The sequence below is a fragment of the Mycobacterium sp. NGS54 genome, assembly GCF_059812465.1.
Window position 1 is genome coordinate 471,869 of record NZ_JCALCS010000005.1, and the last position, 22,478, is coordinate 494,346.

The window sequence follows — 22,478 nt, forward strand, 5'->3', positions numbered from 1 at the left end:
AGATGCGAGAGAATTTGGTAGGCGCTCTATGGCGCCTCGCCATCTACCTGGTCGTATGCCTGCTCGGCGCGTTTGTCCTGATCGCCATTTTCGCCCAGTTGCGCTTCGAGCCCGAAAAAACTTACCGGGCCGTGTTCGCCAACGTGTCCGGCCTCGAGGGCGGAAACTTCGTCCGCGTGGCCGGTGTCGAGGTCGGCAAGGTCGAAAACATCACCGTCCAGCCAGACTCCACGGTGCTCGTTGAGTTCACCGCTGCCGATTCGGTGGTGCTCACCGAGGGCAGCAGGGCCGCGATCCGCTTCGCAGACCTAATCGGCGGCAGATATATGGCGCTCGAAGAAGGGGCCGGAAGCGTCAAACGGCTTCATCCAGGTGAGACTATCCCGTTGGCGCAGACGGAGCCGGCGCTCGATCTCGATGCGCTGATCGGCGGCTTCCGGCCGCTGTTCCGGGCGCTCAACCCAGAACAGGTCAACAAGCTGACCGGTCAGTTGATCGCCGCATTCCAGGGCCAGGGCGGCACCATCGGCTCGTTTCTCACCGAGGCCGCCGCCCTGACCAACACCCTGGCCGACCGCGACCAGCTGATCGGTCAAGTCATCACCAATCTCAACACCCTGCTCGGTTCACTGAGCGGCCAAAGCAAACAGTTTGCCAAGGCGGTCGACTCCCTGGCCGAACTCGTGGACGGCCTCAAAGCCCGCAAACAAGACATCAGCAACGGGGTGGCATACGCCAACGCCGCTGCCGGATCGATCGCCGATCTCCTCGCGCAGGCCCGCCCACCGCTGCGAAAGGTGGTCAATGAGACGGATCGAACTGCGGCGACCGTGCTGGCCGATCACGACTACTTCGACAACTACCTCAATACCTGGCCCGACGCGATGCAGGTACTCAACAGGCAGGGCATGTACGGAGACTTTTTCAGCTTCTACATCTGCGACCTCTTCCTCAAGCTCAACGGAAAGGGCGGCCAGCCGATCTACGTCAAGATGGCCGCGCAGGCCAGCGGGAGGTGCACGCCGCGGTGAAACGCTTCTCTGAACGCAATCCACTTCTCATCGGCGCCGTGGGCCTCGGGGTCATCTTTGCTCTGATGTTGCTGGCACTGAACTACGACAAGTTGCCGTTCTTCGACCGGGGTAAGACCTATTCGGCATACTTCGCCGAGGCCGGCGGCCTGGTTCCCGGCGACCGCGTTCAGGTATCCGGTTTCCGGGTCGGGCAGGTGTCCAGCGTCGAGCTGGACGGACCGCGGGTCCTGGTCAAGTTCAGCGTCGCCGACAACGTGCGCCTCGGGGACCGCACCGAGGCCGCAATCAAATTGAGGACTGTGCTCGGAAGCAAACTCCTCGCCGTGACCCCGCGCGGAGAGGGGCAGCTGAGCGGGCCGATACCCCTCGACCGGACCACGCCCGCCTATCAACTGCCTGACGCCCTCGGGGATCTCGCCACAACGATTAGCGGGTTGAACACGCAGCAACTGTCCAACTCGCTCGCCGTGCTGTCCGACACCTTCTCCAAAACCCCGCCTGACTTGAAGGCCGCAGTGCAGGGGGTAGCACGATTTTCCCAGACACTGGATGAGCGCGACACCCAGTTGCGAAACCTGTTGAGTAACGCCAGCAAAGCGACGAAGGTGCTGGCCGAACGCAGCGACGAAGTGGTCAAACTGGTCGCGGACACCAACACACTGCTGGTTCAACTGAAAAGCCAAAGCAGCGCCCTCGACCAGATCTCCAACAACCTTTCCGCAGTGGCCCAGCAGATCAAGGGTTTCATCGCAGAGCACCGCGAGACGTTGAAGCCGGCGTTGGACAAGCTCAACGGGGTATTGACAATTGTCGACAACCGCAAGGAGCGCGTACAGAAGGCGATCGTAGGTCTAGACAGATACGCCTTGGGGCTGGGTGAAGCCGTGGGATCGGGACCGTTCTTCAAGGCCTACCTCGCGAACCTGCCGCCCGGCCAATGGATGCAGCCGTTCATCGACGCGGCCTTCTCCGACCTCGGCCTCGACCCGGCAACCCTTCCCCCGAGCCAGCGGGCGGACCCACAGACCGGCCAACCCGGCACACCGCCGCTGCCGCTTCCGTATCCGCGGACCGGCCAGGGTGGCGAGCCTCGGCGGACCCTGCCGGACGCGATCACCGGAAACCCGAACGACCATCCGTGCGGTGTGCCGGGCGTGGCGTTGCCCGGCCCGGGCTGCTACCCCTATCGGCAGCCGCCGCCCGCTCCGCCACCTGGTGGGCCGCCGCCGGGACCGCCCGCTCTCGCAGGTCCAGGCGAGGGCCAGTCCGCCCCGCCGTCGTCCGTGCCGGTCGAGCAGCCCGCGCCCGGGCAAGTACCGCCGGTCCAGCCTCCGGTGCAAGCTGGTCCGGGACCGATCGACACTCCGCCGGGAACTCCGCAACAGACTGAAGGTGGTGGGCGATGAGTTCCCGTCATGCCAAGATCGGCTTGGCAATCGCCCTGGTGGTGTTGCTCGTCGGCGGCGTCCTCGCGGTGGTGCTGCCGGCTAGCGGTGTCGGCCGGACACATGTCACCGGTTACTTCGCGGACAGCACCGGCCTCTACAACGGCGACGACGTCGTTATCCTCGGCGTGCGCGTCGGCAAGGTGGAGAAGATCGAACCACAGCCTGATCGTGTCAAGATCACCTTCTGGTACGACGACAAGTACAAGGTGCCGGCCGACGCTAAAGCTGTGATCCTTTCGCCGTCGTTGGTGACACCGCGCTCCATCCAGTTGACGCCCGCCTACGCCGGCGGGCCGGTGCTGGCCAATCAGGCGGTGATCCCGCAGGACCGCACCGCGGTGCCGGTGGAATACGACGACTTTCGTGCGCAGCTCGAACGGTTGACCCAGACACTGCAACCCACCGAACCGGGTGGGACGAGCACCCTGGGGGAATTCATCAACACCGCAGCCGACAACCTGCGCGGCCAGGGCCCCGACATTCGTAACACCATCGTCAAACTGTCACAGGCGATTTCGGCGCTCGGCGACCACAGCAACGACCTCTTCTCCACATTCAAAAACCTGTCGATCCTGGTGTCCGCACTGCACGACAGCAGCGATTTGCTGCGGCAACTGAACCAGAACCTCGCCGCGGTGACCAACCTGTTGGCCAACGACCCCAATGAGGTCGGAAACGCGGTCCGCAACCTCGATGACGTAGCCGACGACGTCCGCAGCTTCGTGGCCGACAACAAGGAAGCCCTCGGCACCACCTCGGACAAGTTGGCGTCGGTGTCGCAGGCGGTGATCCAGAGCCTCGATGACATCAAGCAACTTCTGCATGTGGCCCCCAACGCCTTCGGGAACTTCCTGAACATCTACCAACCCGCACAGGGAGCCCTGACCGGCATCCTGGGGGTCAATCAATTCGCCAACATCATCCAGTTCCTGTGCGGGGCGGTGGAGGCGGCCTCGCGCCGCGGCGCAAAGGATTCGGCCAAGCTGTGTGTGCAGTATCTGGCGCCGATCATCAAAAACCGTCAGTACAACTTCCCGCCGCTGGGAGAAAACCTCTTCGTCGGCGCAACTGCGCGTCCCAACGAAGTCACCTACAGCGAGGACTGGCTGCGACCCGACTACGTTCCCCCGCCACCACAAGGTTCGCCGCCCGCGCCGGCAAACCCCGAGCCACCGGCCAACGGGCCGCCGGTGCCCGGCCCCCCGCCGCTGGCCGCGGAGGCGCCGGCGAAACCGCCGACCAATCCGGCCGCTGGCCTGCGCGGAATGATGGCACCGCCCGGAGCTGGACAATGAGCCGACCGCAGTATGTGTGCCGCGCAGCCATGGGGCTGCTGGCCGCGCTGGCGCTGACCGCGCTCTCCGGCTGCGGCTTCCACGGTGCCAACTCGTTTCGGCTGCCCGGAACCAAGGGTGGCGGTTACACGATTCAAGCCCAGATGCCCGATATCCAGAACCTGCAACGGAATTCCCGGGTACGGGTCAACGATGTCACCGTCGGCACTGTCACCAACATCGAGGTTCAGGGTTGGCACGCGCTGGTCACCATGACGATCGACGGTGACGTCGACCTGCCCGCCAACGCAACTGCCACCATCGGGCAGACCAGCCTGCTGGGATCGGTGCACCTAGAACTCGCGCCACCCACCGGCATCCCGCCGCAGGGCAAGCTCAAAAATGGATCGCTGATTGCGCTGCCATCGGCTAGCAGCTATCCGTCGACCGAACGCACGTTGGCCGCGCTGTCCCTCGTGCTTAACGGCGGTGGCCTGGGCCAGGTTCAGGACATCACCAAGGCATTAAGCACCGCCTTTACCGGTCGCGAACAGGACCTGAGAAGTCTGCTTACCCAGCTCGACAAATTTGTCCGCTATCTCAACGACCAAAAAGACGACATCATCGCGGCGACGGACAGCCTGAACAACCTGGTCGGTCAATTCGCCGACCAGAAGCCGGTGATCGACAAGGCGCTCAAGACCATCCCGGGCGCGTTGGGTGTGCTCAAAGACGAGCGCAACGCTCTGGCCGATGCGCTCGGTGATGTGAGCCAATTCGGTGCCCTTGCCGCCGACTCGGTCGACAAGACCAAAGAAAATCTGGTCAAGGAGCTCAAGGACCTCGGCCCGGTACTGCAGTCGCTGGCCGACGCGGGACCGGCGTTGACGCGCTCGCTGGGTTTTTTCGGAACCTTCCCGTTCCCCACGGCCACGCTCAGCAAATGGTTGCGCGGCGAATACGCGAACTTGACCGCTGTCTTCGACCTGACGCTCAGCCGACTCGACGCGGGCCTATTCACCGGCACCCGGTTCGAGTGCAACCTGACCGAGCTGGAGCTGCAGTGGGGCCGCACCATCGGCCAGATGCCCAGCCCGTGCACGGCGGGCAGCCAATACAACCCCGGCAACCCGCTGGTTGCGCCCTACCACTTCGACCAGGGGCGATAGCAGTGCTGACTCGGCGAATCAAAATCCAACTCATGGTTTTCGGCGCGCTCTTCATGGCGGCGGCCTCCATCATGTTTTTCAACTACATGCAGGTCCCGACCGTCTTTTTCGGGGCCAATCGCTACACGGTCACGCTCGAGCTACCCCAGGCCGGCGGCCTGTACCCGGGCGGCAACGTCACCTACCGGGGGGTCGATATCGGTCGGGTGCAGGACGTGCGGCTGACCAATACCGGCGTCGAGGCGGTGATGGCGCTGGATTCGGATGTCCACGTCCCCGCCGATCTGAGCGCCCAGGTCCACAGCGTATCGGCGGTCGGCGAGCAGTATGTCGAGCTGTTGCCACGCGATGCGAAAGGCCCCTCGCTGAAAAACGGCGACGTGATCCCTGTGAACCGCACGTACGTACCGCCCGACATCAACTCGCTGCTGGGCGCGACCAACCGCGGGCTGAATGCGATCCCGCGCGACAACGTCAAAACGGTGGTCGATGAGTCGTACATCGCTGTCGGTGGGCTGGGGCCGGAATTGTCCCGGCTGGTGAAGGGAACCACCACCCTGGCGATCGACGCCCGCAAGAACCTGGACGCGCTCGTCACGTTGATCGACCAGTCCAAGCCGGTGCTCGACAGCCAGACCCAGTCCTCGGATGCGATCCAGGCATGGGCCGCCCATCTGGCGACCATCACCTCGCAACTGCGCAACAACGACTCCTCGGTCGCGGGCCTGATACAAAAAGGCGGGCCGGCAGCCGACGAAGCCCGGCAGTTGTTCGACCGGCTGAACCCCACGCTGCCGATCGTGCTGGCCAACCTGGTCAGTGTGGGCCAGGTGGGGGTCACCTACCGGGACAACCTTGAAGCCTTGTTGGTGCAACTGCCGCAGGGCGCCGCCGACATCCAGGCCATCGGCGTGGCCAACAAGGACACCAAACAGGCTTTCCACGCCCCGTACCTGAGCTTCAACCTGAACCTCAACTGGCCGCCGCCGTGCACCACGGGATTCCTGCCGGCCCAACAGCAGCGAGCCGGCAGCTACGAGGACTACCCGGACGCTCCCAAAGGCGACTTTTACTGCCGGGTGCCGCAAGACTCGATGCTGAATGTGCGCGGTGCGCGCAACATCCCGTGTGAGACACGGCCGGGAAAGCGCGCCCCGACCGTGAAATTGTGCGAAAGCGACGAAACCTACGTGCCCCTGAACGACGGGTGGAACTGGAAGGGCGATCCAAACGCGACATACACCGGGCAGGGTGTCCCCGACTACAGGCCGGGCGAGGAACCGACCGGGCAGCAACGTCCACCGTCGCCACCCGGTCCGCCCCCGCCGCCGATCGCAGCCGTCCAATACGATCCAGCAACCGGCATGTATGTGGGGCCAGACGGACGAATGTACACCCAAGCCGACCTGGCCCCCCGTGCCACAAAGGAGCAAACATGGCAGAGCATGCTGATGCCTCCCAAGAGCAACTGAACAACACAGACCATCCGCATGCGCCGGCGGCGACGCCCGGACAGAGCGGCGACGATCCATCGCAAACGCCCAACGGGCTCGCTGCGCATGAGAACCACACCGCGGCGGCGCCCGACTCGGAGCCGAAGGCACAAGTGCAGGATGACGAAGCCGAGGAGTACGACGCCGCGGTTGACGGAGAGGCCGATGCAAAAGACGCTGCTGCGCCGGCCAAGAAAACAATGTCGCCGGTGCGGCTGGCAACGGTGCTGGGCATTGTCCTGGTTGTCGCATTGGGTGCGCTGGTCGGTTGGCTGGGATTTCGGGCGTATCAGTCGCATCAGGCCCAACAGCAGCGCGACGTGTTGGTTCAGGTCGGCCGGCAAGGCGCGCTGAATCTCACGACGATCGACTGGCAACACGCCGACGCCGATGTTCAACGCATCCTGGACTCGTCGACCGGCGCTTTCTACGACGACTTCTCCAATCGATCCAAACCCTTCCTCGAGGTGGTCAGAAAGGTGCAGTCGAAGTCGGTGGGAACCGTGAACGAGGCAGGTCTGGAGTCGCAATCGGGCAACGAAGCCCAGGTGCTGGTCGCAGTGTCGGTCAAGATCACGAATCTCGGTGCGGACGAACAGGAGCCGCGGCATTGGCGAATGCGAATAACCGTGCAAAAGCTCGGGAAAGAGGCGAAGGTCTCTAACGTCGCGTTCGTGCCATGACGAAGCACAGACAACCAAGCCCACGAACCAGAAAAGGAACCATCGCAGTGCGGGCTGAAACCGATACCGCCACCGAGCCCGACGAAGGCACGCTCGCCGACGAGACGGCTGCCGAGGACTCGCCCTACATCGACGAGTCGGAGACGACCGGCGACGCAGCGGACGCTGAGGGCGCCGCTGAACCAGACGGAACGGCATCAGCGGACACCTCCGTCGAGAACGATCCCACCGAGGACACCAAAGGTGCGAAGTCTCCGCCACGCCGGCGTCGCATCATGTGGTCGCGGCTCGCGGTGTTCTGGGTGCTGCCCATCTTGGCGTTGTCGCTGGGGGCGGCCGCAGGCTATTTGAAATGGCAAGGCACATCGGTGCAGGAGTCAAAAACTGCCGGCATCGAGGCAGTCGCGGCGGCCAAGGACTCCACCGCCGCGCTCCTGTCCTATCAACCCGACAGCGTCGAGAAAGACCTCGGAGCAGCCCGCGACCGGTTGGCCGGCAAGTTCAAGGACTCCTACACACAGTTGGTCCACGACGTAGTGGTACCCGGAGCCAAAAAGCAACACATTGCGGCGGTCGCCATTGTCCCTGCAGCGGCCTTGGTGTCGGCGACGCCCAACCACGCGGTGGCGCTCGTGTATGTCAACCAGACCGTCACAGTTGGTAACGAGGCGCCCAGTGATACCGCGTCGTCTGTCCGGGTGACTTTGGACAAGGTGGGCGGGCGCTGGCTGATCTCAGCCTTCGACCCTGTCTAGCTCGGATGCCCTGGCGAAGCCCACCGTCACGTTCACATCGTTGTCTGCGACGGGCCGAAATTCTGGCAGAGCGTATAGGGCGGCGCCACAGTGCTGGCGCATCCCTGGCCCTTGACAACGTATGTGGCACCGGGCCGGTAAGCGTAGTAGACAGACACCGTAGACGGGCCGCTCTTCGAGGCGCACTGCGCAGGCGAACCGTCGCCCGCAATAGACAGACACACCACCATTGAATTGGGGACCGCTTCCATGGTGCATGGCCCCGGATGCATCGTGACCATCACCGAGTTTGCACCCGACCACTCCACGACTTCGGGCGCCGACAGCACGAAGGAGCACTGTCCGGTTTCGTCGCCGTCCGATGGCGACGCGTGCGATACGCCCGCAGAGCAAACCGCAACAAGCGCTATCACCGGAAGAGCTCGCAGCACGGCAAGATAGCTAATCATTTAAAGATTATAAGCGATGGCCTAGACCCGGATGCCGGCCGAGCCGAGATGCCGGCGATCACGAGGGCAGCCGTTGAAGTTCGTCCTGGTAGCTTTCCCGTCAGGGGCCGTCGTGCGAAAACGTCCAAGACCGTGGACTTCTCGGCGCCCTAAGCGCGTAGTCTTTCGTCTTTCTCAGGTGGCGGCTCGACAGTTCGGCGGCCTTCTGCGCATCGTCGATCTAGATGAGGTCGACCAGCATCTGATGTGTCTCACTGGACCGTCGCCCGACCGGCTTGCCGCGCACACCCGTGGCCAGCTGTAGCGATCGGTGGGCTTTTTCGGTGATGTGGTGCAGCATCGAGCTAACGATCTCCAGCATTTTATTACCGGACAGCCAGGCGGTAGCGGCGTGGGATTCGGTGGTTTGTCGACGCCCCCGCTTCCTTGCTCTTCGGCCTCTTGCTCGAGAATCTCCTCAAGGCTCGGCGATAGCCTTGGCGCTGCGAATCGTGGCCAGTTGCACCACCATCGGCGTCTCGAGCGCAGCGCACCGAAGCCCAACTTGTCAGCGGCCAGCGCCAGTTGAAGACCTAGGCGCCGTCTTGCCCCGCGAGCCGCTCCAGCGGTGGCATCGCCTCAAAGAGGATTGCCCGATCCTTCGGGCTGAGTGTAATCAACATCGCCGCAAGTTGTGCATGCCTCGGTGCCAGCGACTCGCAACACACCGCCAGGCCATGCCGTGTGATCCCGACGAGCGCGCTCCGCCGGTCTGTCGGATCGTCCGACCGCGTGACAAGGCCAAGGTTGGCCAGCCGACGGATGCCAACGGTGATCGTGGGTCCGCGCACACGCTCGTGAACGGCCAACGCAGTCATTCGCATCGGACCGTGTTCTTGCAACGTCTTCAGTATGGACAGCTGCGCTAGTGTAAGTTCGCCTACCGGAACGCTACGAGCCTGCCGACGGCCCAGTACGAGAAAAACGCCAAATAATGTTTCGCAGAGCTGCTCGGCGAGCTCGTTGACGCGAAGGGTCGGCGCGAGTCTCGTGTTGTTCTGCGCGCGGCCTGACTTGACGGTAACGTCAGACACCGGAGTATCTCTCCACTAGTGCTCCGTCTGCCTTTTGATCTGGCGCAGTGCATCGCGAGCGCGTTGGACCTTGGCGGTGATGTCGTCGGCGGTGCGCCTCCATATGAGGGGCTTCTTGTTGCGATTGCGATGCTCGGCCCCAGCGGTGATTGTCGTGTTGGGCTTGGCGAAACTGGTGAGACCTCCACGGCGCAGCCCGCTGGTGGTAGCGGCTTTTGGCCGCGCGGATTCCGTGTTGGGATACCCGAGAGCGCAGTCGAACGCGGCTAGACACAATTCGGTGAGGTCCGCCCGCGAGATATCCTGCGACTGAATCCATTTCGCGGAGGCTGCGCGAACGAATGCCAACCAGCCCTCGACGGCGATCGCGGTGGGATCGCGTAGATACCCCTCCGTGACGAGTTGATTGATCAGGTGTTGGCCGACGACCCTGAGCTCTTCGGAGATGATCGCCTGGATTGCCGCGTCGTACGACAATGCGCCCCGATTAATCGCGACTGCTTCAAACGGATGATCGACAAAAGATTGGATGTGGGCCTCGAGTCCGGTGGCAAGCTGTTGTGCGAGTGGTAAATGCCCGTGAAGATTCGAACCCATGCCGCTGCCCCACTTGACCGCATGAATGTGCTCGTTGTTCTCCGTGAGGACTGCGATCGCATCACCTTCATGCAATCCGGACCTGCGGAAGTACTGCGCGAGCTGATTGGCCCGCGCCTCAAGCGCACCAAAGGTCAGCACCTTTCGGGATGGGTAAAGAATGGTGGCCGCCTCCCTCGCGGTCGTAACGCGTGCGAAGCTGCCGGTAGACCAACCCGCCAGCCCGGGTCGGAAATACCGGCCAGCCCGTTCGAGCCGCAGGTCTTATAGGCTGACATGGCTGGATCTTATCCGTTATATAGTTTAATATACTGGGCCATGGCGATGGCGATGTGGAGGCTCATCACGTCGGCTGATCGACCGAGCACCGGTGGACAACGCCTCGGCTACGGTGATGCCGGCCGATTGTCTGAGACGCCAGCGGTAAAGTGTCGCAAGTCGCTAGTCGCCTTGCTCATTGCGGGGGCTGCGGTCGGCGGGGTCACGCTGACGCTGGCACCGAGGGCGCATGCCATGCCGGCGCCTGAGGTGGAATATACGTTTGATGTGGTGGTGCGAAAGCACTATGACTTCCCAAACAATGACGCGATCGGCTATGGCTATGGGATCTGCGACAAAGTCAGCCGAGGCGAGAGCTACCCGCAGGTTATGGGTGATGTGAAGCGTGAGATCACGCCCAACGACGAGTTCTCGGCCAACTACCTGGTCTCGTATGCGGTTAACTTGTTGTGCCCTGAGCAGATCTGGCAGCTGCGGAACTCGGCGGGAGGCTACCGACCGCCGGGCGGAGCAACCGGGCCTGCTACCTATTACTGAAGCTGGCCACGCGTGATCGCTCGGGCGCGGCGTCGCTCTGTGCGGGTGTTACGATAAGTGAGCCGTAGCGCTCAGTTGCGCCAGCCCAATGACGATTGGGGCGCGAATAGTGTTGGTGTTCATATTATTTGAGTACTAAGAATCGCTGCCGTCTCTGGACGGTAGGTCGTAGGGTGGGTTCAGCTCGGCACCAGAACGCGTCTCAATGTGTGAGCGTGACGCTCGGCGAATTCAGCCGCGGCGCGCAGGCTCCGCGATGTGCGGCAAACTGGGCGGCGACCGCCAGCGCGCGGGCGACGGTCTCGTCGGGGCCTTCAGCTGCAATGGCCAGGTGGTGTGCCTGCGATTCCTGATCGGGCGTGGCCTGACCCCGATCGGTTGATCCAGGAACAAAACCTGGGGTAGTCCAACTGCGGCCTATGACCGTCCGCCCGGCCTGACGCTCATCAACTTGCTGAATTGGCCCACGAACGGTTTGCGCAGCGACATCCCTGCGTTGACTGCCGGCCCGGGGGCTCATTCACGGCCCGCCAGGCGGTGATGATCGGGTGTGCGCAGGCCTAGCGAGTTACCGGCGATCGGGTCCGGCAGCACCGCAGGGGCAGGTGACTGCCGGCAGCACAAGCGTATTGATGAGGTTTCGCACAAGATCGGCGTCGACGGTCTGTCCGCTCACGGCCCGTAGCAGACCCATTGCCACCATCACGTCGGCGACCAGTGACCAATCGCGGTCGCCGGGTATCTCGCCGCGGTCGGCAGCTTGGGCGAAAATGGCGGACAGCACGCGGCGGCCTTTGAAGAGAAGCAAATCGTCGAGCGCATCAGCCAGATCGGGATCCTGAGCAGTTTCCAACCCGACGCGCAGGATCAGGTCATTGGAGATCAGGCCGTCGTCGTTGCGAGCTGTGCGCTCGACGATGACCTCCAGATCACCCGATAGGCTGCCGGTATCGGGCGGGTCGTCGTCCAACAGATCCGGTCGCCAATAGACCAACGCGTCGGTGATCAGTGCCGTCTTGGATGACCAGCGGCGATAGATAGCGGCTTTGCCGACACCGGCCCGTGCGGCGATGTCGTTCATGTTGGTGGCGTTGTAGCCGTGTTCGGCCAGAATTTCCAAGGCAGCGTTGAGGATTGCGGGATCACGTGACCGGTCCAGGCGCCCGTTGGTGCGTTGGCGCAGTCTGGACTGGGGTTCGGCGATCAACTCGGGTCGACCCGACGTTCGGGTGGTCCTCATGTGGTTGGGGGCCGCGGGATTGGCGCGGTGCTGTCGTCGGAATCCTGCCCGGGACGCGTCCTCTTGACGATTTTGAAGGTGTTCAGCGGCCACCAGAACCAGCGGCCGAGTGCCGCCGCGATCGATGGGGTCATGAACGCACGCACGATCAGCGTATCGACGACGAGGCCGATGCCGATGGTCATGCCCAGTTGGCCGATGACGCGCAGGTCGCTGACGATCATCGACATCATGGTGAACGCGAACACCATCCCGGCCGCGGTGACGACGCGTCCGGTTGCTCCCATGCCTCGGATGATGCCGGTGTTGAGTCCCGCGTGTATCTCCTCTTTGAGGCGCGAGACCACGAGCAGGTTGTAGTCCGAGCCCACTGCCAGCAGGATCACTATGGACAGCGGGATCACGATCCATTGCACGCCTAAGCCCACGATGTCCTGCCACAGCAGCACGGATAGCCCGCATGCGGTGCCCAGCGAAGCGGCCACGGTGCCGACGATGACCAGTGCTGCCACCAGACTGCGGGTGATCACCAACATGATCGCGAAGATCAGGATCATCGACGCGATGACAGCGATCATCAGGTCGGTCTTGACGCCGTCCTGCATATCGCCGTACATCGATGCGGTGCCGGCAAGCGAAACCTTCGCATTGGCCAATGGAGTGTTCTTGACGGCGTCCGCGACGACACCTTTGAGGTCCCGGACGTGTTCGATGCCTTCGGTAGAGGCGGGGTCGCCCTGGTGGGTGATGATGTAACGGATCGCTTTGCCGTCGGGCGAGACGAACATCTTGAGGCCACGTTTGAAATCAGGGTTCTGGAACACATCCGGTGGCAGGTAGAAGAAGTCGTCGTTCTTGGCCTGGTCGAAGTACAGGCCAATCTCGGTCGCGCCCTTGGCCAATTCCTGTTGCTGGGCCTGGGTGCCGGCCATGGTGCTGTGGGTCGCGATCATGAAGTCGCGCATCTTCTTCATCGAGTCGATGGTCGACTGCAGAATTGGCAACATCTGTGGCATCAACTGATCCAAGCGGTCCAGATCGGTCGTGAGCCCCTGGATCTGGTCGCTGAGCGTGTCGACGCCGTCGATGGCGTCGAAGATGGAGCGCAGTGACCAGCAGATCGGGATGTCGAAGCAGTGCCTCTCCCAATAGAAGTAGCTACGCAGCGGCCGGAAGAAATCCTCGAAATCGGCGATGTTGTTGCGCAACTCCTTGGTGGTTTCCAAAAGCTCGTGCGTGCGGCCGACCATGCTGTGTGTCGTCGCGGTCAGTTCGGAGGTGATGGTGTACATGCGCTCCATGCTGGCGACGGTCCTGCTCAGCTCGTCGGCCTGCTCGAGCATTTGAGCCGAGTTGTCGTTGTTGAACTTGGCCCCCTGCAAGGTGCCGGCATTTTGCGCACCGAGCATGAATGGGATCGAACTGTGCTCGATCGGCGAACCCAATGGGCGGGTCAGGGTCTGTACCCGATCGATGCCCCGCATATGTGCAACGTTCTTGGCGACTCGGTCGACGACGAGCATGTCGGCGGGGTCACGCAGGTCGTGATCGGCCTCAAGCATCAACAATTCCGGGTTCATCCGGGCCTGGGAGAAGTGCCGGTCCGCGACGCCCATTGCAAGGTTGGCGGGCATGTTGGCGGGGGTGAACTTCTGGTCGTTGTATTGCGGTACATAGGTCAGCAGGCTGGCGAAACCGATGACGGCGACCATGGTGGTCACAAGGATGATCGGAATTGGCCACCGAACGACCGCGGTGCCGACCTTGCGCCAACCCCGCGTCGAAAGTTCACGTTTGGCGTCGAGCAAACCAAATCTGGACCCCACCGTGAGAACCGCCGGTGCCAGCGTCAGCGCCGCGGCGATGATCACCAAGACCGAAATCGCACAAGGCAAACCCATGGTCTTGAAGTACGGCAATCTGGTGAAGCTCAGACACATGGTGGCGCCCGCAATCGTCAAGCCGGAACCCAAAATGACGTGTGAGACACCGTGATAGGCCACGTAGAACGCGTCTTCGCGATCTAGGCCTTTCGATCTTTCCTCCTGATATCGGCCGAGCAGGAAGATCACATAATCCGTTCCGGCGGCCAGGGCCAGCATGGTCACCATGCTCACCGCGTACGGGGTCAAACCGATGATGTGCAGGTAACCCGCTGCGGCGGTAACACCCTGCGCGGCAAAGAGTTCCAGCCCGATGATGACCATGGACACCAGCATCGTCACGACCGAGCGATAGATGGCGAGCAGCATCACGATGATGACTGCGACCGACACTAACTCCATCGTCGCCATGCTTTGATGCCCGGCGACGCTGGTATCGGCGTTGAGAACGCTGTTGCCGGCGACGTGGGCCTTGATACCCGGCGGCGCCGCCACCGAAGCGACGATGTGACGAACAGCAGCCACCGACTCATGGCTTGCACTGGTCCCCTGCGAGCCGTTGAGGAAGATCTGCACGTACGCCGACTTGCCGTCCACACTCTGCGAGCCCGCCGCGGTCAGCGGATCACTCCAGAAGTCCTGAACGTTCTGCACATGCTGGTGATCGGCCGTCAGTTTTGCGACGATCTCCTCGTAGAACTTGTGCGCGGAATCACCGAGCTTGTCGTTACCCTCGAGCACGACCATCGCCGAAGAATCCGAATCGTACTGCTGAAAGACCTTGCCGATGTTCAGCATCGCCCGATAGGACGGCGCATCGGTCGGGCTCATCGGCACCGACCGGCTCGCTGCGACCTCATCGAGAGACGGAACCAGGATGCCCAGGCCGACCGCGGCCAGCACCCAGAACACGATGATCGGCAGCGAGAAGATCCGGACTGTCCGCCCCAAGAGCGGGCGATGGGGCTTCGAATGCTGAAGGCTCATACGGATTTCACCAAGCAGTAGATGAACGGTTTGACCAAGTCGGTGCTGGTCCGGGCGTCGCGCACGTCGCCGTCGACCGTGACCCGACATCGAAGGTCGCTGACGTTTCGGTCACCCTGAGCCATGATGTTGGCCGACATCGACGGCAGTGTCGTCACGATGGTGAACGACCAAGGCAGCGGCGTGTTTTCGATGAGATGGGGTTGACCGTTCTCATCGAGGTAGTTGAGGCTCGCGGTGCCCCCGGAACCGGTGATCTCGTACGTGATGTGCTTCGGGTTGAAGTTCGCGGTAATCCCTGACCCCTCAGCTGACTTCGGCGCTCGCGGTCCCGCCGATCCGTGAATACGGACGATGGCATAGGCGCCGAGCGCGACCACGACCACAAGAAGCATTGGGATCCAGAAGTGCTTCATCAGCCGGTACAGCACTGCATGCCCCCTGCCCCCTCGCTTCGTTCATCCAAGACATGGCAGTCGCGTAGCCATGCCCGCTCGCCATAACGGAACCCGAGTTCTCTGACGGGAACGTAAAAAACGTACCCCCTAACGGGCGGACGCCCCGCCAACGCGAGGTGAGCGGCATCACCGACGCCGGCCACGGCTGCCTGAAGCGGCACGGTGACAAGGCCCAAGTTCTACGACTAGCTCACCGACGAGACGTCGTCGAAAGACCCAACACCCTGCGCTTATCTGCCGCGATCGGGGCCGTTCAGCAAGAATCTGGCCCTGCTATGATTCAGATCACTTCAGGGTGTGTGTTATGGCTGAACTCATAGATGAGGTGGGCAATGATCCGAAGGCGTAACCGTGCGGCGATCGTCGGTCAGTCTCCAGCCGTAGGGACGTTGATCACCGCTCACCGGCTGTGGATAGCCATGCTATGGATGCTGTTCATAGCGTCCGTCAGTGCCGTCTTTGTGACCGCCGCGCTCGGGCAGGTGCTAACGGCCATGATCATCGGTCTCATTACCGGCGCGTTCTTCGCCGGCATGGCCAGCTGACCGATCTACGGTGGCACGCGCTGCCGTAATCCGTTCGCGCGCACAGCGCTTCGATGGACCGCCGAACAGAACAGAACTCGGGTCCGCCCTAACGAGCGGGCACGCCATCAAGTCTCCGGCGCCAAATCCGATGCAACCGACGCCGTAGCGTTAGCCAACTTCGTGCGCGCTGACATACCAGCACAGCGACCCTTCCCGCCGGTACCGAACTGGCGCAAGCAATCCCGGTGTGGCCCGTGCACAAGACGCCGTCTGGGCACGCCAGAACCTCGGTTATGAAGTTCGGTCCCTGCTCCACGAGTCCTATCCGGCCGCCGTCTCGGCGGCGGGATTGGCACGGGTCCGCCTCGCGGCATCCGGCTCATAGCGCTGCGGTGACCTTCTTGACGACATCCTGCAATAGGTCGCGCAGGTCGTCGTCGGTGATTCCGCTCAGGCGGGCGTCGGCCGTACATCCGTAGATTCCGGCGGTGAGTAGCGTCATGGCGACCAGATCAGAACAGCTCCGTTGCGCGCCGAGCAGCAGGTCGGTGAAGTTGTCGACAGTGTGGCGCAGATCCGGGTGGGTGTTGATCAGCTCGGTCATGGCCGGATCGCCGTAGATGACGTTGGCCACTTGGCGGTGTCGGATGACGAGGTCGATGAGGCCGCTGAGGGCGACGTCGCGGCGCGCTTCCGGCGTGGGAAGCCCGTTTGCGATGCGCTGGATGCGTGCGAGGTCATCAAATATCGGTTGGGCAACTGCTAGGGCGATGTCGTCCTTGGACTGAAACTGGTAGTAGACGGAGGCTTTCGTAACACCGAGCCGCGCGCCGATCATCTGAATGGAGGTGCCGCGGACGCCGTATTGGGCGAACAGCTCAAGCGCCGCCTCGAGCACGCGCTCGCGCGCGAAACCGCGAGCAGCCACGGGTTTGGCCATCCCGAACGCCTCCTTTCGTGCAGGCTACCGCCGGCGGGAAGTGGTGACTTGGGCCACCCTGACCGCGGCGGCGTGGCGACGCTCACAAGTCTTACTCCAATATAGACGGTACTCATACGACCGTATAAGTTGAGTCTGCCGATCGGCTAATAACGTTGCGGTCCAGTGGTCGAGGGAGGGTCGGGATGAAAGTGCTCCAACGTGTGTGGCTGCCGTTGGTGATGGTGGTCGTCGTTGCCCTTGGCGGGGTGGCTGTCAGCCGGATCCGGGGGATCTTCGGCTCGGATCCGGTGCTGGTAACGCCGATGAACTTCGCCGGTGATGCCAAGCGGTTCAACCCGAAGGTGGTGCGTTACGAGGTCTCCGGTCCCGCCGGTGCGGTCGTCGACATCAACTACACCGACCTAAAAGCGATACCCCGGCGGGCGAGTAACGTCGCACTGCCCTGGTCATTGACCCTGTCGACCACCGATCCATCCGTGTCTGCGACGCTGGTCGCCCAAGGTGATGCCGACTCGCTGGGCTGTCGCGTTTACGTCGACGACCAGCTGCGCGCTGAGCGCGTCGTCGACGGGTACGACGCCCAGACCTACTGCATTGTGAAGTCCGCGTGAGCGCGCCGGTCGCAGAGGCGGTGACCGAGGAGATCTCGGTGCCGACCCGGCCGCGCCCGCATTTCGGCGGCATCGCGCTGGCGATGCGCAAGCTTTCGGTGCCGATCATCATTGCCTGGATCGGGTTGGCGATATTCCTGAATACCTCGACGCCGCAGCTCGAGAAGGTCGGTGAGTTGCGCTCGGTGTCGATGAGCCCCAAGGGCGCGCCCGCGGCTGTGGCGATGCAGCGAATCGGCCAGGTGTTCGCGGAGTTCAAATCCGACAGCTCGGCGATGATCGTGCTCGAGGGCAAGGACAAGCTGGGTGCCGAGGCCCGGGAGTATTACGCGAAATTAGTCGCCGCCCTGCGCGCCGACACCGCGCACGTCGAGCACGTCCAGGATTTCTGGAGCGACCCGCTGACCGCCTCGGGAGTGCAAAGCGGCGACGGCAAGGCCGCCTACGCCCAAATCAACCTGGTCGGCAATCAAGGTGAGGCCAAGGCTAACGATTCGGTGGCCGCCGTGCACCGGATCATCGAGCAGACCCCGGCACCCGCGGGCGTGAAGGCCTATCTCACCGGCGGTGCGGCGACGGCCGCCGAGCAGCAAGCGATCGGCCACAGCAGCATGAAATCAGTGGAGAAACTGACCATGGTGGTCATCCTGGTCATCCTGCTGGTCTACTTCCGCTCCATCATCACGACCCTGCTGATCCTCGCGATGCTCGGGATCAGCGTGGCGACCGTCCGCGGGACGATCGCCTTCCTGGGCTACCACGACATCATCGGGCTTTCGACCTTTGCCACCAGCCTGGTGGTGACGTTGGCCATCGCCATCGCCGTCGACTACGCGATCTTTCTGATCGGCCGCTATCAGGAGGCGCGCAGCCTGGGTCAGGACCGAGAATCGGCGTACTACACCATGTTCGGTACCACCGCCCACGTCATCGTCGCCTCCGGCCTCACGATCGCGGGGGCCACCTTCTGCCTGAGCTTCACCCGGCTGCCGTACTTCCAGACGCTCGGCGTGCCGTTGGCTATCGGCATGCTCGTGATGGTCACGTTCGCGATGACCTTCGGGGCAGCGTTAGTGGTGGTGGCCGGCAGGTTCGGCCTGCTCGATCCCAAACGCGCTTTGCGCTCGCGGGGCTGGCGCAAGGTCGGTGCCGCGGTGGTGCGCTGGCCCGGACCGATTCTGGCTGCCACCCTGGTGATATCGCTGATCGGACTGATCGCGCTGCCCAGCTATAAAACGAGTTATAACGACCGTAAGTACCTGCCGGCGAGCATCCCCTCGAGCCAGGGCTACGCAGCGGCCGAGCGGCATTTCGCCCCCGCCCGGCTCAACCCCGAGATGCTGATGATCGAGACGGACCGCGACCTGCGAAACCCGGCGAACTTCCTGGTGATCGACAAGATCGCCAAAGCGGTGTTCAAAGTGCCCGGGATCGGGCGCGTCCAGACGATCACCCGGCCCGACGGACAGCCCATCGAGCACAGCACCATCCCCTACGCCCTGTCCCAGCAGAGCATGTTGAGCAAGCTCAACGACCAATACCAGGGTGACCGGACGGCCGACATGTTGAAACAGGCCGAAGACATGCAAACGAACATCGACACGATGCAGAAGATGCAGAACATCACCGTCCAGATGGCCGATACCACCAACAACATGGTGACGAAGATGAAAGACATGTCGATCACGCTCGCGCAGGTGCGAGATCAGCTGGCGAATTTCGACGACTTCTTCCGGCCGCTACGCAGCTACTTCTACTGGGAACGGCACTGCTACGACATCCCGGTCTGCTGGGCGTTGCGCTCGATCTTCGACGCACTCGACGGCATCGACGCGATGACCGACAACATCCGAAACTTGATCCCGGACATGGAACGGCTCAATTCCCTGATGCCGCAGATGGTTGCGTTGATGCCGGCCATGATCGACACGATGAAATCGGTCAAACAGATGATGCTGACGCTGTACCAAACGCAGAAGGGGATGCAGCAGCAAACGGCCGAGATGCAGCAGACCTCCCACGCGATGGGGGAGGCGTTCGATGCAGCCAAGAACGACGACTCATTCTATTTGCCGCCGGAAGCCTTCGACAACGCCGACTTCAAGCGCGGCATCAAGCAATTCATGTCCCCGAACGGGAACGCGGTGCGATTCATCATCGCCCACGAGGGTGACCCGATGTCGGTGGAGGGCATCGAAAAGATCGACGCCATCAAGCAAGCCGCGAAAGAAGCGATCAAGGGCACACCGCTGGAGGGGGCACGAATCTACCTCGGCGGTACCGCGTCGACCTTCAAAGACATGGCCGACGGCACGAAGTACGACTTGATGATCGCGGGTATCGCCGCGCTCGCGCTGATCTTCCTGATCATGCTCATCATCACCCGGGCCATCATCGCCGCGGCGGTGATCGTCGGCGCGGTGGTGATGTCGCTGTGCGCCTCATTCGGCATCTCAGTACTACTGTGGCAGTACATCATTGGGCTCGAACTGCACTGGATGGTGCTGCCCATGGCAATGATCATCCAGCTTGCCGTGGGCGCCGACTACAACCTGCTGGTGATCTCGCGCCTCAAGGAGGAAGTCAGCGCAGGGGTCCGCACCGGCATCATCCGCACCCTGGGAGGCAGCGGTTCGGTCGTCACCGCCGCCGCGCTGCTGTTCGCCTTCACGATGATGACCATGGCGATCGGCGAGCTGCGGGTGATCGGTCAGGTCGGCACCACCATCGGACTGGGATTGATCTTCGACACCCTGATAGTCCGGTCGTTCACGACGCCGGCGATCGCTACCCTGCTGGGGCGGTGGTACTGGTGGCCGCAGCGGGTGCGGGTGCGCCCGCTGCCCACCCCGTGGCCCAAAGTCGAGCGTTTGCAGAAAGATCCGGCGGTAGGAGTGGCGCCATGAGAGCGTTGACCGCAGTCCTCGCGACCTTTCTCACCTCGGTGCTGCTGGCCGCACCCACGGCCGCCGATCCCGACACCGACTTCACCAACGAGCTGCACACCTACGGCATCTACGGGCAGCCGGACTACCACGCCTGGATCGCCAAGACCACCTGTGAGCGGCTGCACCGCGGAATCGACAAGGACGTCTATGCGTCAGCCACATTCGTCGGACGCAACCTCACCCACGACACCACCACCGGACAAGCCTGGCAGTTCCTGGCCGCTGCGCTGGGAACCTACTGCTCTGACCAACTGGTGCGTTTCGATGCGGCTACACAGTAGCCCGAAGACACCGGGGATGGCACGAGTGCAAAAGCTCACTGAGTTGGTGGATATGCCCGAAGCGTTCATCGCGAACGCGGTGGTATCCGCCCCAGCGACCCTGGCTGATGCCATCAACCAATGCCCGATTTCACACCACATGCTCGAGACCACCTGTACCGCAGAGCAAGTCCTGGCCGCTGCATGCGGCGACGAACCGGTCTGCCACCAGCCATACATGATGGACTACAACGGCAAGTCAACTCAGATGATGCGCGCGGCAGCAGACCGCACCCACCCGGTCTATTCGATGAATTACGACCGCGGGCTGGCTTATTCACATCACATCCCTACCGACGCATTGATGAACAACTCACGTTGCGTCAGTACACGCCAAGACGTCGAGAATTGAACAAAGAAAGGAACTCAGGACAGTGTCGTCAACTAACGATGTCGTAGTTGTCACTGGTGCGAGTCGCGGCTTGGGCCGCGGTATCGCACGAGCGTTCGGCTCGAAAGGCGCCACGGTGTACGTGACGGCGCGCGGAGCCGAAGAGCTTGCGAGAACGGTCGACGAGATCGAGGCGCGAGGCGGCACAGGCATCGCGGTGCAATGCGACCACCGCGACGACAACGCCGTCAAAGCACTGTTCGTGCGGGTGGCCGAGGAGTGCGGTCGCCTCGACATCCTCGTCAACAATGCCGCCGCAGTCGACTACCTGGCCAACTCTGCGCCGTCTCCCTTCTGGGAGAAGCCGTTACACGTCGTCGACATGATCGAGGTGGGCCTTCGATCCAACTATGTGGCGTCCTACTACGCAGCGCCAATCATGGTGGCAGCCGGGAAGGGACTGATCGCCAGCGTGTCGTTTTACGGAGCGGTATCGTACTTCCACGGCCCAGCCTACGGCGCGGCGAAGGCCGGCACCGACAAGATGATGGCCGATATGGCGATGGAACTGGCATCCCATGGCGTCTCGGCCGTCTCGATCTGGCCGGGCTTTGTTCTCACCGAATTCATCGAAGCCGTACCCCTAGAGCAACTTCCCGACGCCGTGCGCCAATCACTTCCGCAGTGGGAGCATCCGGAGTTCACCGGTTTGGTGATCGATGCGCTCTACCACGATCCACAACTGTCCCGCTTGTCTGGCCGTGCGTTAATCGGCGCTGAACTCGGCAGACGCTACGGCGTCAAGGATATCGACGGCAAACAGCCGATCGACTACCGAGCGACGATGGGCAGTCCGGTGGAGCCATTACATCTGTCGTGAACACGACCTAGTGGCGTGAGCCATTCAATGCATCGCTAGCGTTCTGGTCCCCTTGATCATCGGCGGTGTCGAGACGGTCCTCAGATGTGTCGATGAATTCGTCAAGGCGCGCACGCTCCACGACGGCGGCCAATAGTCGGAGCAAAATCTCGCCGGCCCGCGAAGCGACCCGACGGAACGACAGAAGGAAAGTGTCGCGGTGCTCTTCGGCGGGTTCATCCGTATCCGCGGTGTGTTCGCCGGTAATCGAATCGTTCCACCAAACCTCGGCTCCGAACCGGGAGGTTTCCTGGGGATGGTCGAACAACGCCCGGTCGATGTCGATCCTCCTTCTGGCGTACTTTCCCGGCCAGACGTGGATATGCGCAGCTCGAATCGCCCCAAGCCGTGCGGCCAATATGCGGCCAAAGCGGCGGATCAGTACGTCCAATAGGCCCGATTACGGGCATCGCTACTGGTATGACCAGCGAAAACACATTGATGTAAGCCGGAACTCCGCTTCACACGTAGAAGGTTGATCCCGCACGCCAAGGTGCGCTAGGCAGTCCGTTCGCCAGTC

23 protein-coding genes and 2 pseudogenes are annotated in these 22,478 nt (G+C 62.5%); 16 read left to right on the forward strand and 9 right to left on the reverse strand.

Annotated elements, in window-relative coordinates; genetic code table 11:
• Positions 1-2: 2 nt before the first annotated feature.
• From AC5Y5E_RS18195 to AC5Y5E_RS18225, 7 genes are read left to right on the forward strand one after another with little or no spacing between them, the layout of a single operon-like run.
• On the forward strand, positions 3-1,031 hold the full coding sequence (locus AC5Y5E_RS18195) for an MCE family protein (protein WP_083172020.1): 1,029 nt from the start codon (positions 3-5) through the stop codon (positions 1,029-1,031).
• Positions 1,028-2,440: an MCE family protein gene (locus tag AC5Y5E_RS18200; protein ID WP_499904100.1), complete on the forward strand. Its 1,413-nt coding sequence runs from the start codon at positions 1,028-1,030 to the stop codon at positions 2,438-2,440. Before AC5Y5E_RS18195 ends, AC5Y5E_RS18200 begins: the two co-directional genes overlap by 4 nt.
• Positions 2,437-3,777 carry an MCE family protein gene (locus AC5Y5E_RS18205; protein WP_499904101.1) on the forward strand — a complete coding sequence of 447 codons (1,341 nt, stop codon included), beginning with the start codon at positions 2,437-2,439 and terminating at the stop codon, positions 3,775-3,777. The genes AC5Y5E_RS18200 and AC5Y5E_RS18205 overlap by 4 nt, the downstream gene beginning before the upstream one ends.
• Positions 3,774-4,925, forward strand: a complete 1,152-nt coding sequence (locus AC5Y5E_RS18210; protein WP_499904102.1) for a virulence factor Mce family protein — start codon at positions 3,774-3,776, stop codon at positions 4,923-4,925. Before AC5Y5E_RS18205 ends, AC5Y5E_RS18210 begins: the two co-directional genes overlap by 4 nt.
• Before the next feature lie 32 nt (positions 4,926-4,957).
• A complete protein-coding gene (locus AC5Y5E_RS18215; RefSeq protein ID WP_426629508.1) occupies positions 4,958-6,397 on the forward strand; it encodes an MCE family protein in 1,440 nt (479 codons plus the stop codon).
• Positions 6,361-7,101: an Rv1363c family protein gene (locus AC5Y5E_RS18220; RefSeq protein ID WP_083172096.1), complete on the forward strand. Its 741-nt coding sequence runs from the start codon at positions 6,361-6,363 to the stop codon at positions 7,099-7,101. The genes AC5Y5E_RS18215 and AC5Y5E_RS18220 overlap by 37 nt, the downstream gene beginning before the upstream one ends.
• A 47-nt stretch (positions 7,102-7,148) precedes the next feature.
• On the forward strand, positions 7,149-7,856 hold the full coding sequence (locus AC5Y5E_RS18225; RefSeq protein WP_499904103.1) for an Rv1363c family protein: 708 nt from the start codon (positions 7,149-7,151) through the stop codon (positions 7,854-7,856).
• Positions 7,857-7,888: 32 nt separating this feature from the next.
• Here AC5Y5E_RS18225 and AC5Y5E_RS18230 read toward each other — a convergent pair whose 3' ends face one another.
• From AC5Y5E_RS18230 to AC5Y5E_RS18245, 4 genes and pseudogenes are all read right to left on the reverse strand, one after another.
• The gene (locus AC5Y5E_RS18230) at positions 7,889-8,305 is read right to left on the reverse strand and encodes a hypothetical protein (RefSeq protein WP_499904104.1); all 417 of its coding nucleotides are present in this window, start codon (positions 8,303-8,305) and stop codon (positions 7,889-7,891) included.
• A gap of 220 nt (positions 8,306-8,525) precedes the next feature.
• Positions 8,526-8,666, reverse strand: a complete 141-nt coding sequence (locus AC5Y5E_RS18235; protein ID WP_499904105.1) for a hypothetical protein — start codon at positions 8,664-8,666, stop codon at positions 8,526-8,528.
• Between the two features lie 211 nt (positions 8,667-8,877).
• Positions 8,878-9,378 carry a MarR family winged helix-turn-helix transcriptional regulator gene (locus AC5Y5E_RS18240; protein ID WP_083172023.1) on the reverse strand — a complete coding sequence of 167 codons (501 nt, stop codon included), beginning with the start codon at positions 9,376-9,378 and terminating at the stop codon, positions 8,878-8,880.
• A gap of 606 nt (positions 9,379-9,984) precedes the next feature.
• Positions 9,985-10,197: pseudogene (locus AC5Y5E_RS18245) on the reverse strand (hypothetical protein); the annotation flags it as partial.
• 96 nt (positions 10,198-10,293) lie between these two features.
• Here AC5Y5E_RS18245 and AC5Y5E_RS18250 point away from each other — a divergent pair.
• Together AC5Y5E_RS18250 and AC5Y5E_RS18255 are read left to right on the forward strand one after the other, a co-directional pair.
• Entirely contained in the window at positions 10,294-10,791 is a 498-nt protein-coding gene (locus AC5Y5E_RS18250; RefSeq protein ID WP_232078229.1) for a DUF732 domain-containing protein, read from the forward strand.
• Between the two features lie 256 nt (positions 10,792-11,047).
• Complete coding sequence (locus tag AC5Y5E_RS18255; RefSeq protein WP_264054972.1) at positions 11,048-11,173, forward strand: hypothetical protein; 126 nt, start codon at positions 11,048-11,050, stop codon at positions 11,171-11,173.
• A 186-nt stretch (positions 11,174-11,359) separates the two neighbouring features.
• On the opposite strand, the gene AC5Y5E_RS18260 is transcribed toward AC5Y5E_RS18255, so the two are convergent.
• Genes AC5Y5E_RS18260 through AC5Y5E_RS18270 form a run of 3 tightly spaced genes read right to left on the reverse strand, consistent with a single transcriptional unit; the run spans position 11,360 to position 15,329 of the window.
• On the reverse strand, positions 11,360-11,995 hold the full coding sequence (locus tag AC5Y5E_RS18260) for a TetR/AcrR family transcriptional regulator (protein ID WP_174814373.1): 636 nt from the start codon (positions 11,993-11,995) through the stop codon (positions 11,360-11,362).
• A 32-nt stretch (positions 11,996-12,027) separates the two neighbouring features.
• A complete protein-coding gene (locus AC5Y5E_RS18265; protein ID WP_083172026.1) occupies positions 12,028-14,901 on the reverse strand; it encodes an MMPL/RND family transporter in 2,874 nt (957 codons plus the stop codon).
• Positions 14,898-15,329 (reverse strand): MmpS family transport accessory protein, encoded by a 432-nt coding sequence (locus tag AC5Y5E_RS18270; protein ID WP_083172098.1) that lies wholly within the window; start codon positions 15,327-15,329, stop codon positions 14,898-14,900. Before AC5Y5E_RS18270 ends, AC5Y5E_RS18265 begins: the two co-directional genes overlap by 4 nt.
• A gap of 362 nt (positions 15,330-15,691) precedes the next feature.
• Here AC5Y5E_RS18270 and AC5Y5E_RS18275 point away from each other — a divergent pair, with 362 nt between their 5' ends.
• Together AC5Y5E_RS18275 and AC5Y5E_RS18280 are read left to right on the forward strand one after the other, a co-directional pair.
• The gene (locus tag AC5Y5E_RS18275) at positions 15,692-15,904 is read left to right on the forward strand and encodes a hypothetical protein (RefSeq protein WP_142274963.1); all 213 of its coding nucleotides are present in this window, start codon (positions 15,692-15,694) and stop codon (positions 15,902-15,904) included.
• A gap of 96 nt (positions 15,905-16,000) precedes the next feature.
• Positions 16,001-16,229: pseudogene (locus AC5Y5E_RS18280) on the forward strand (IS110 family transposase); the annotation flags it as partial.
• 36 nt (positions 16,230-16,265) lie between these two features.
• Here AC5Y5E_RS18280 and AC5Y5E_RS18285 read toward each other — a convergent pair.
• Positions 16,266-16,826 carry a TetR/AcrR family transcriptional regulator gene (locus tag AC5Y5E_RS18285; protein ID WP_083172027.1) on the reverse strand — a complete coding sequence of 187 codons (561 nt, stop codon included), beginning with the start codon at positions 16,824-16,826 and terminating at the stop codon, positions 16,266-16,268.
• 185 nt (positions 16,827-17,011) lie between these two features.
• Between AC5Y5E_RS18285 and AC5Y5E_RS18290 the strand changes: the two genes are divergently transcribed.
• Genes AC5Y5E_RS18290 through AC5Y5E_RS18310 form a run of 5 tightly spaced genes read left to right on the forward strand, consistent with a single transcriptional unit; the run spans position 17,012 to position 21,919 of the window.
• A complete protein-coding gene (locus AC5Y5E_RS18290) occupies positions 17,012-17,440 on the forward strand; it encodes an MmpS family transport accessory protein (RefSeq protein WP_426629470.1) in 429 nt (142 codons plus the stop codon).
• Positions 17,437-20,346: an MMPL/RND family transporter gene (locus AC5Y5E_RS18295; RefSeq protein WP_426629469.1), complete on the forward strand. Its 2,910-nt coding sequence runs from the start codon at positions 17,437-17,439 to the stop codon at positions 20,344-20,346. The genes AC5Y5E_RS18290 and AC5Y5E_RS18295 overlap by 4 nt, the downstream gene beginning before the upstream one ends.
• Entirely contained in the window at positions 20,343-20,669 is a 327-nt protein-coding gene (locus AC5Y5E_RS18300; protein ID WP_083172030.1) for a DUF732 domain-containing protein, read from the forward strand. Before AC5Y5E_RS18295 ends, AC5Y5E_RS18300 begins: the two co-directional genes overlap by 4 nt.
• Positions 20,670-20,694: 25 nt before the next feature.
• Complete coding sequence (locus tag AC5Y5E_RS18305) at positions 20,695-21,060, forward strand: DUF5078 domain-containing protein (protein WP_158086221.1); 366 nt, start codon at positions 20,695-20,697, stop codon at positions 21,058-21,060.
• A 22-nt stretch (positions 21,061-21,082) separates the two neighbouring features.
• Positions 21,083-21,919 (forward strand): SDR family NAD(P)-dependent oxidoreductase, encoded by an 837-nt coding sequence (locus AC5Y5E_RS18310; RefSeq protein WP_499904106.1) that lies wholly within the window; start codon positions 21,083-21,085, stop codon positions 21,917-21,919.
• 7 nt (positions 21,920-21,926) lie between these two features.
• Here the strand turns inward: AC5Y5E_RS18310 and AC5Y5E_RS18315 are convergent, their stop codons facing one another.
• The gene (locus AC5Y5E_RS18315) at positions 21,927-22,349 is read right to left on the reverse strand and encodes a hypothetical protein (protein WP_499904107.1); all 423 of its coding nucleotides are present in this window, start codon (positions 22,347-22,349) and stop codon (positions 21,927-21,929) included.
• Positions 22,350-22,478: the final 129 nt, after the last annotated feature.

Excerpts from the sequence above, each read along its gene's own strand:
- AC5Y5E_RS18195 (WP_083172020.1), top strand. The coding sequence starts at position 3 with ATGCGAGAGAATTTGGTAGGCGCTCTATGGCGCCTCGCCATCTACCTG.
- AC5Y5E_RS18205 (WP_499904101.1), top strand. The coding sequence starts at position 2,437 with ATGAGTTCCCGTCATGCCAAGATCGGCTTGGCAATCGCCCTGGTGGTG.
- AC5Y5E_RS18210 (WP_499904102.1), top strand. The coding sequence starts at position 3,774 with ATGAGCCGACCGCAGTATGTGTGCCGCGCAGCCATGGGGCTGCTGGCC.
- AC5Y5E_RS18215 (WP_426629508.1), top strand. The coding sequence starts at position 4,958 with ATGGTTTTCGGCGCGCTCTTCATGGCGGCGGCCTCCATCATGTTTTTC.
- AC5Y5E_RS18220 (WP_083172096.1), top strand. The coding sequence starts at position 6,361 with ATGGCAGAGCATGCTGATGCCTCCCAAGAGCAACTGAACAACACAGAC.
- AC5Y5E_RS18230 (WP_499904104.1), bottom strand. The coding sequence starts at position 8,305 with ATGATTAGCTATCTTGCCGTGCTGCGAGCTCTTCCGGTGATAGCGCTT.
- AC5Y5E_RS18235 (WP_499904105.1), bottom strand. The coding sequence starts at position 8,666 with ATGCTGGAGATCGTTAGCTCGATGCTGCACCACATCACCGAAAAAGCC.
- AC5Y5E_RS18250 (WP_232078229.1), top strand. The coding sequence starts at position 10,294 with ATGGCGATGGCGATGTGGAGGCTCATCACGTCGGCTGATCGACCGAGC.
- AC5Y5E_RS18255 (WP_264054972.1), top strand. The coding sequence starts at position 11,048 with ATGTGCGGCAAACTGGGCGGCGACCGCCAGCGCGCGGGCGACGGTCTC.
- AC5Y5E_RS18265 (WP_083172026.1), bottom strand. The coding sequence starts at position 14,901 with ATGAGCCTTCAGCATTCGAAGCCCCATCGCCCGCTCTTGGGGCGGACA.
- AC5Y5E_RS18275 (WP_142274963.1), top strand. The coding sequence starts at position 15,692 with ATGATCCGAAGGCGTAACCGTGCGGCGATCGTCGGTCAGTCTCCAGCC.
- AC5Y5E_RS18285 (WP_083172027.1), bottom strand. The coding sequence starts at position 16,826 with ATGGCCAAACCCGTGGCTGCTCGCGGTTTCGCGCGCGAGCGCGTGCTC.
- AC5Y5E_RS18290 (WP_426629470.1), top strand. The coding sequence starts at position 17,012 with ATGAAAGTGCTCCAACGTGTGTGGCTGCCGTTGGTGATGGTGGTCGTC.
- AC5Y5E_RS18300 (WP_083172030.1), top strand. The coding sequence starts at position 20,343 with ATGAGAGCGTTGACCGCAGTCCTCGCGACCTTTCTCACCTCGGTGCTG.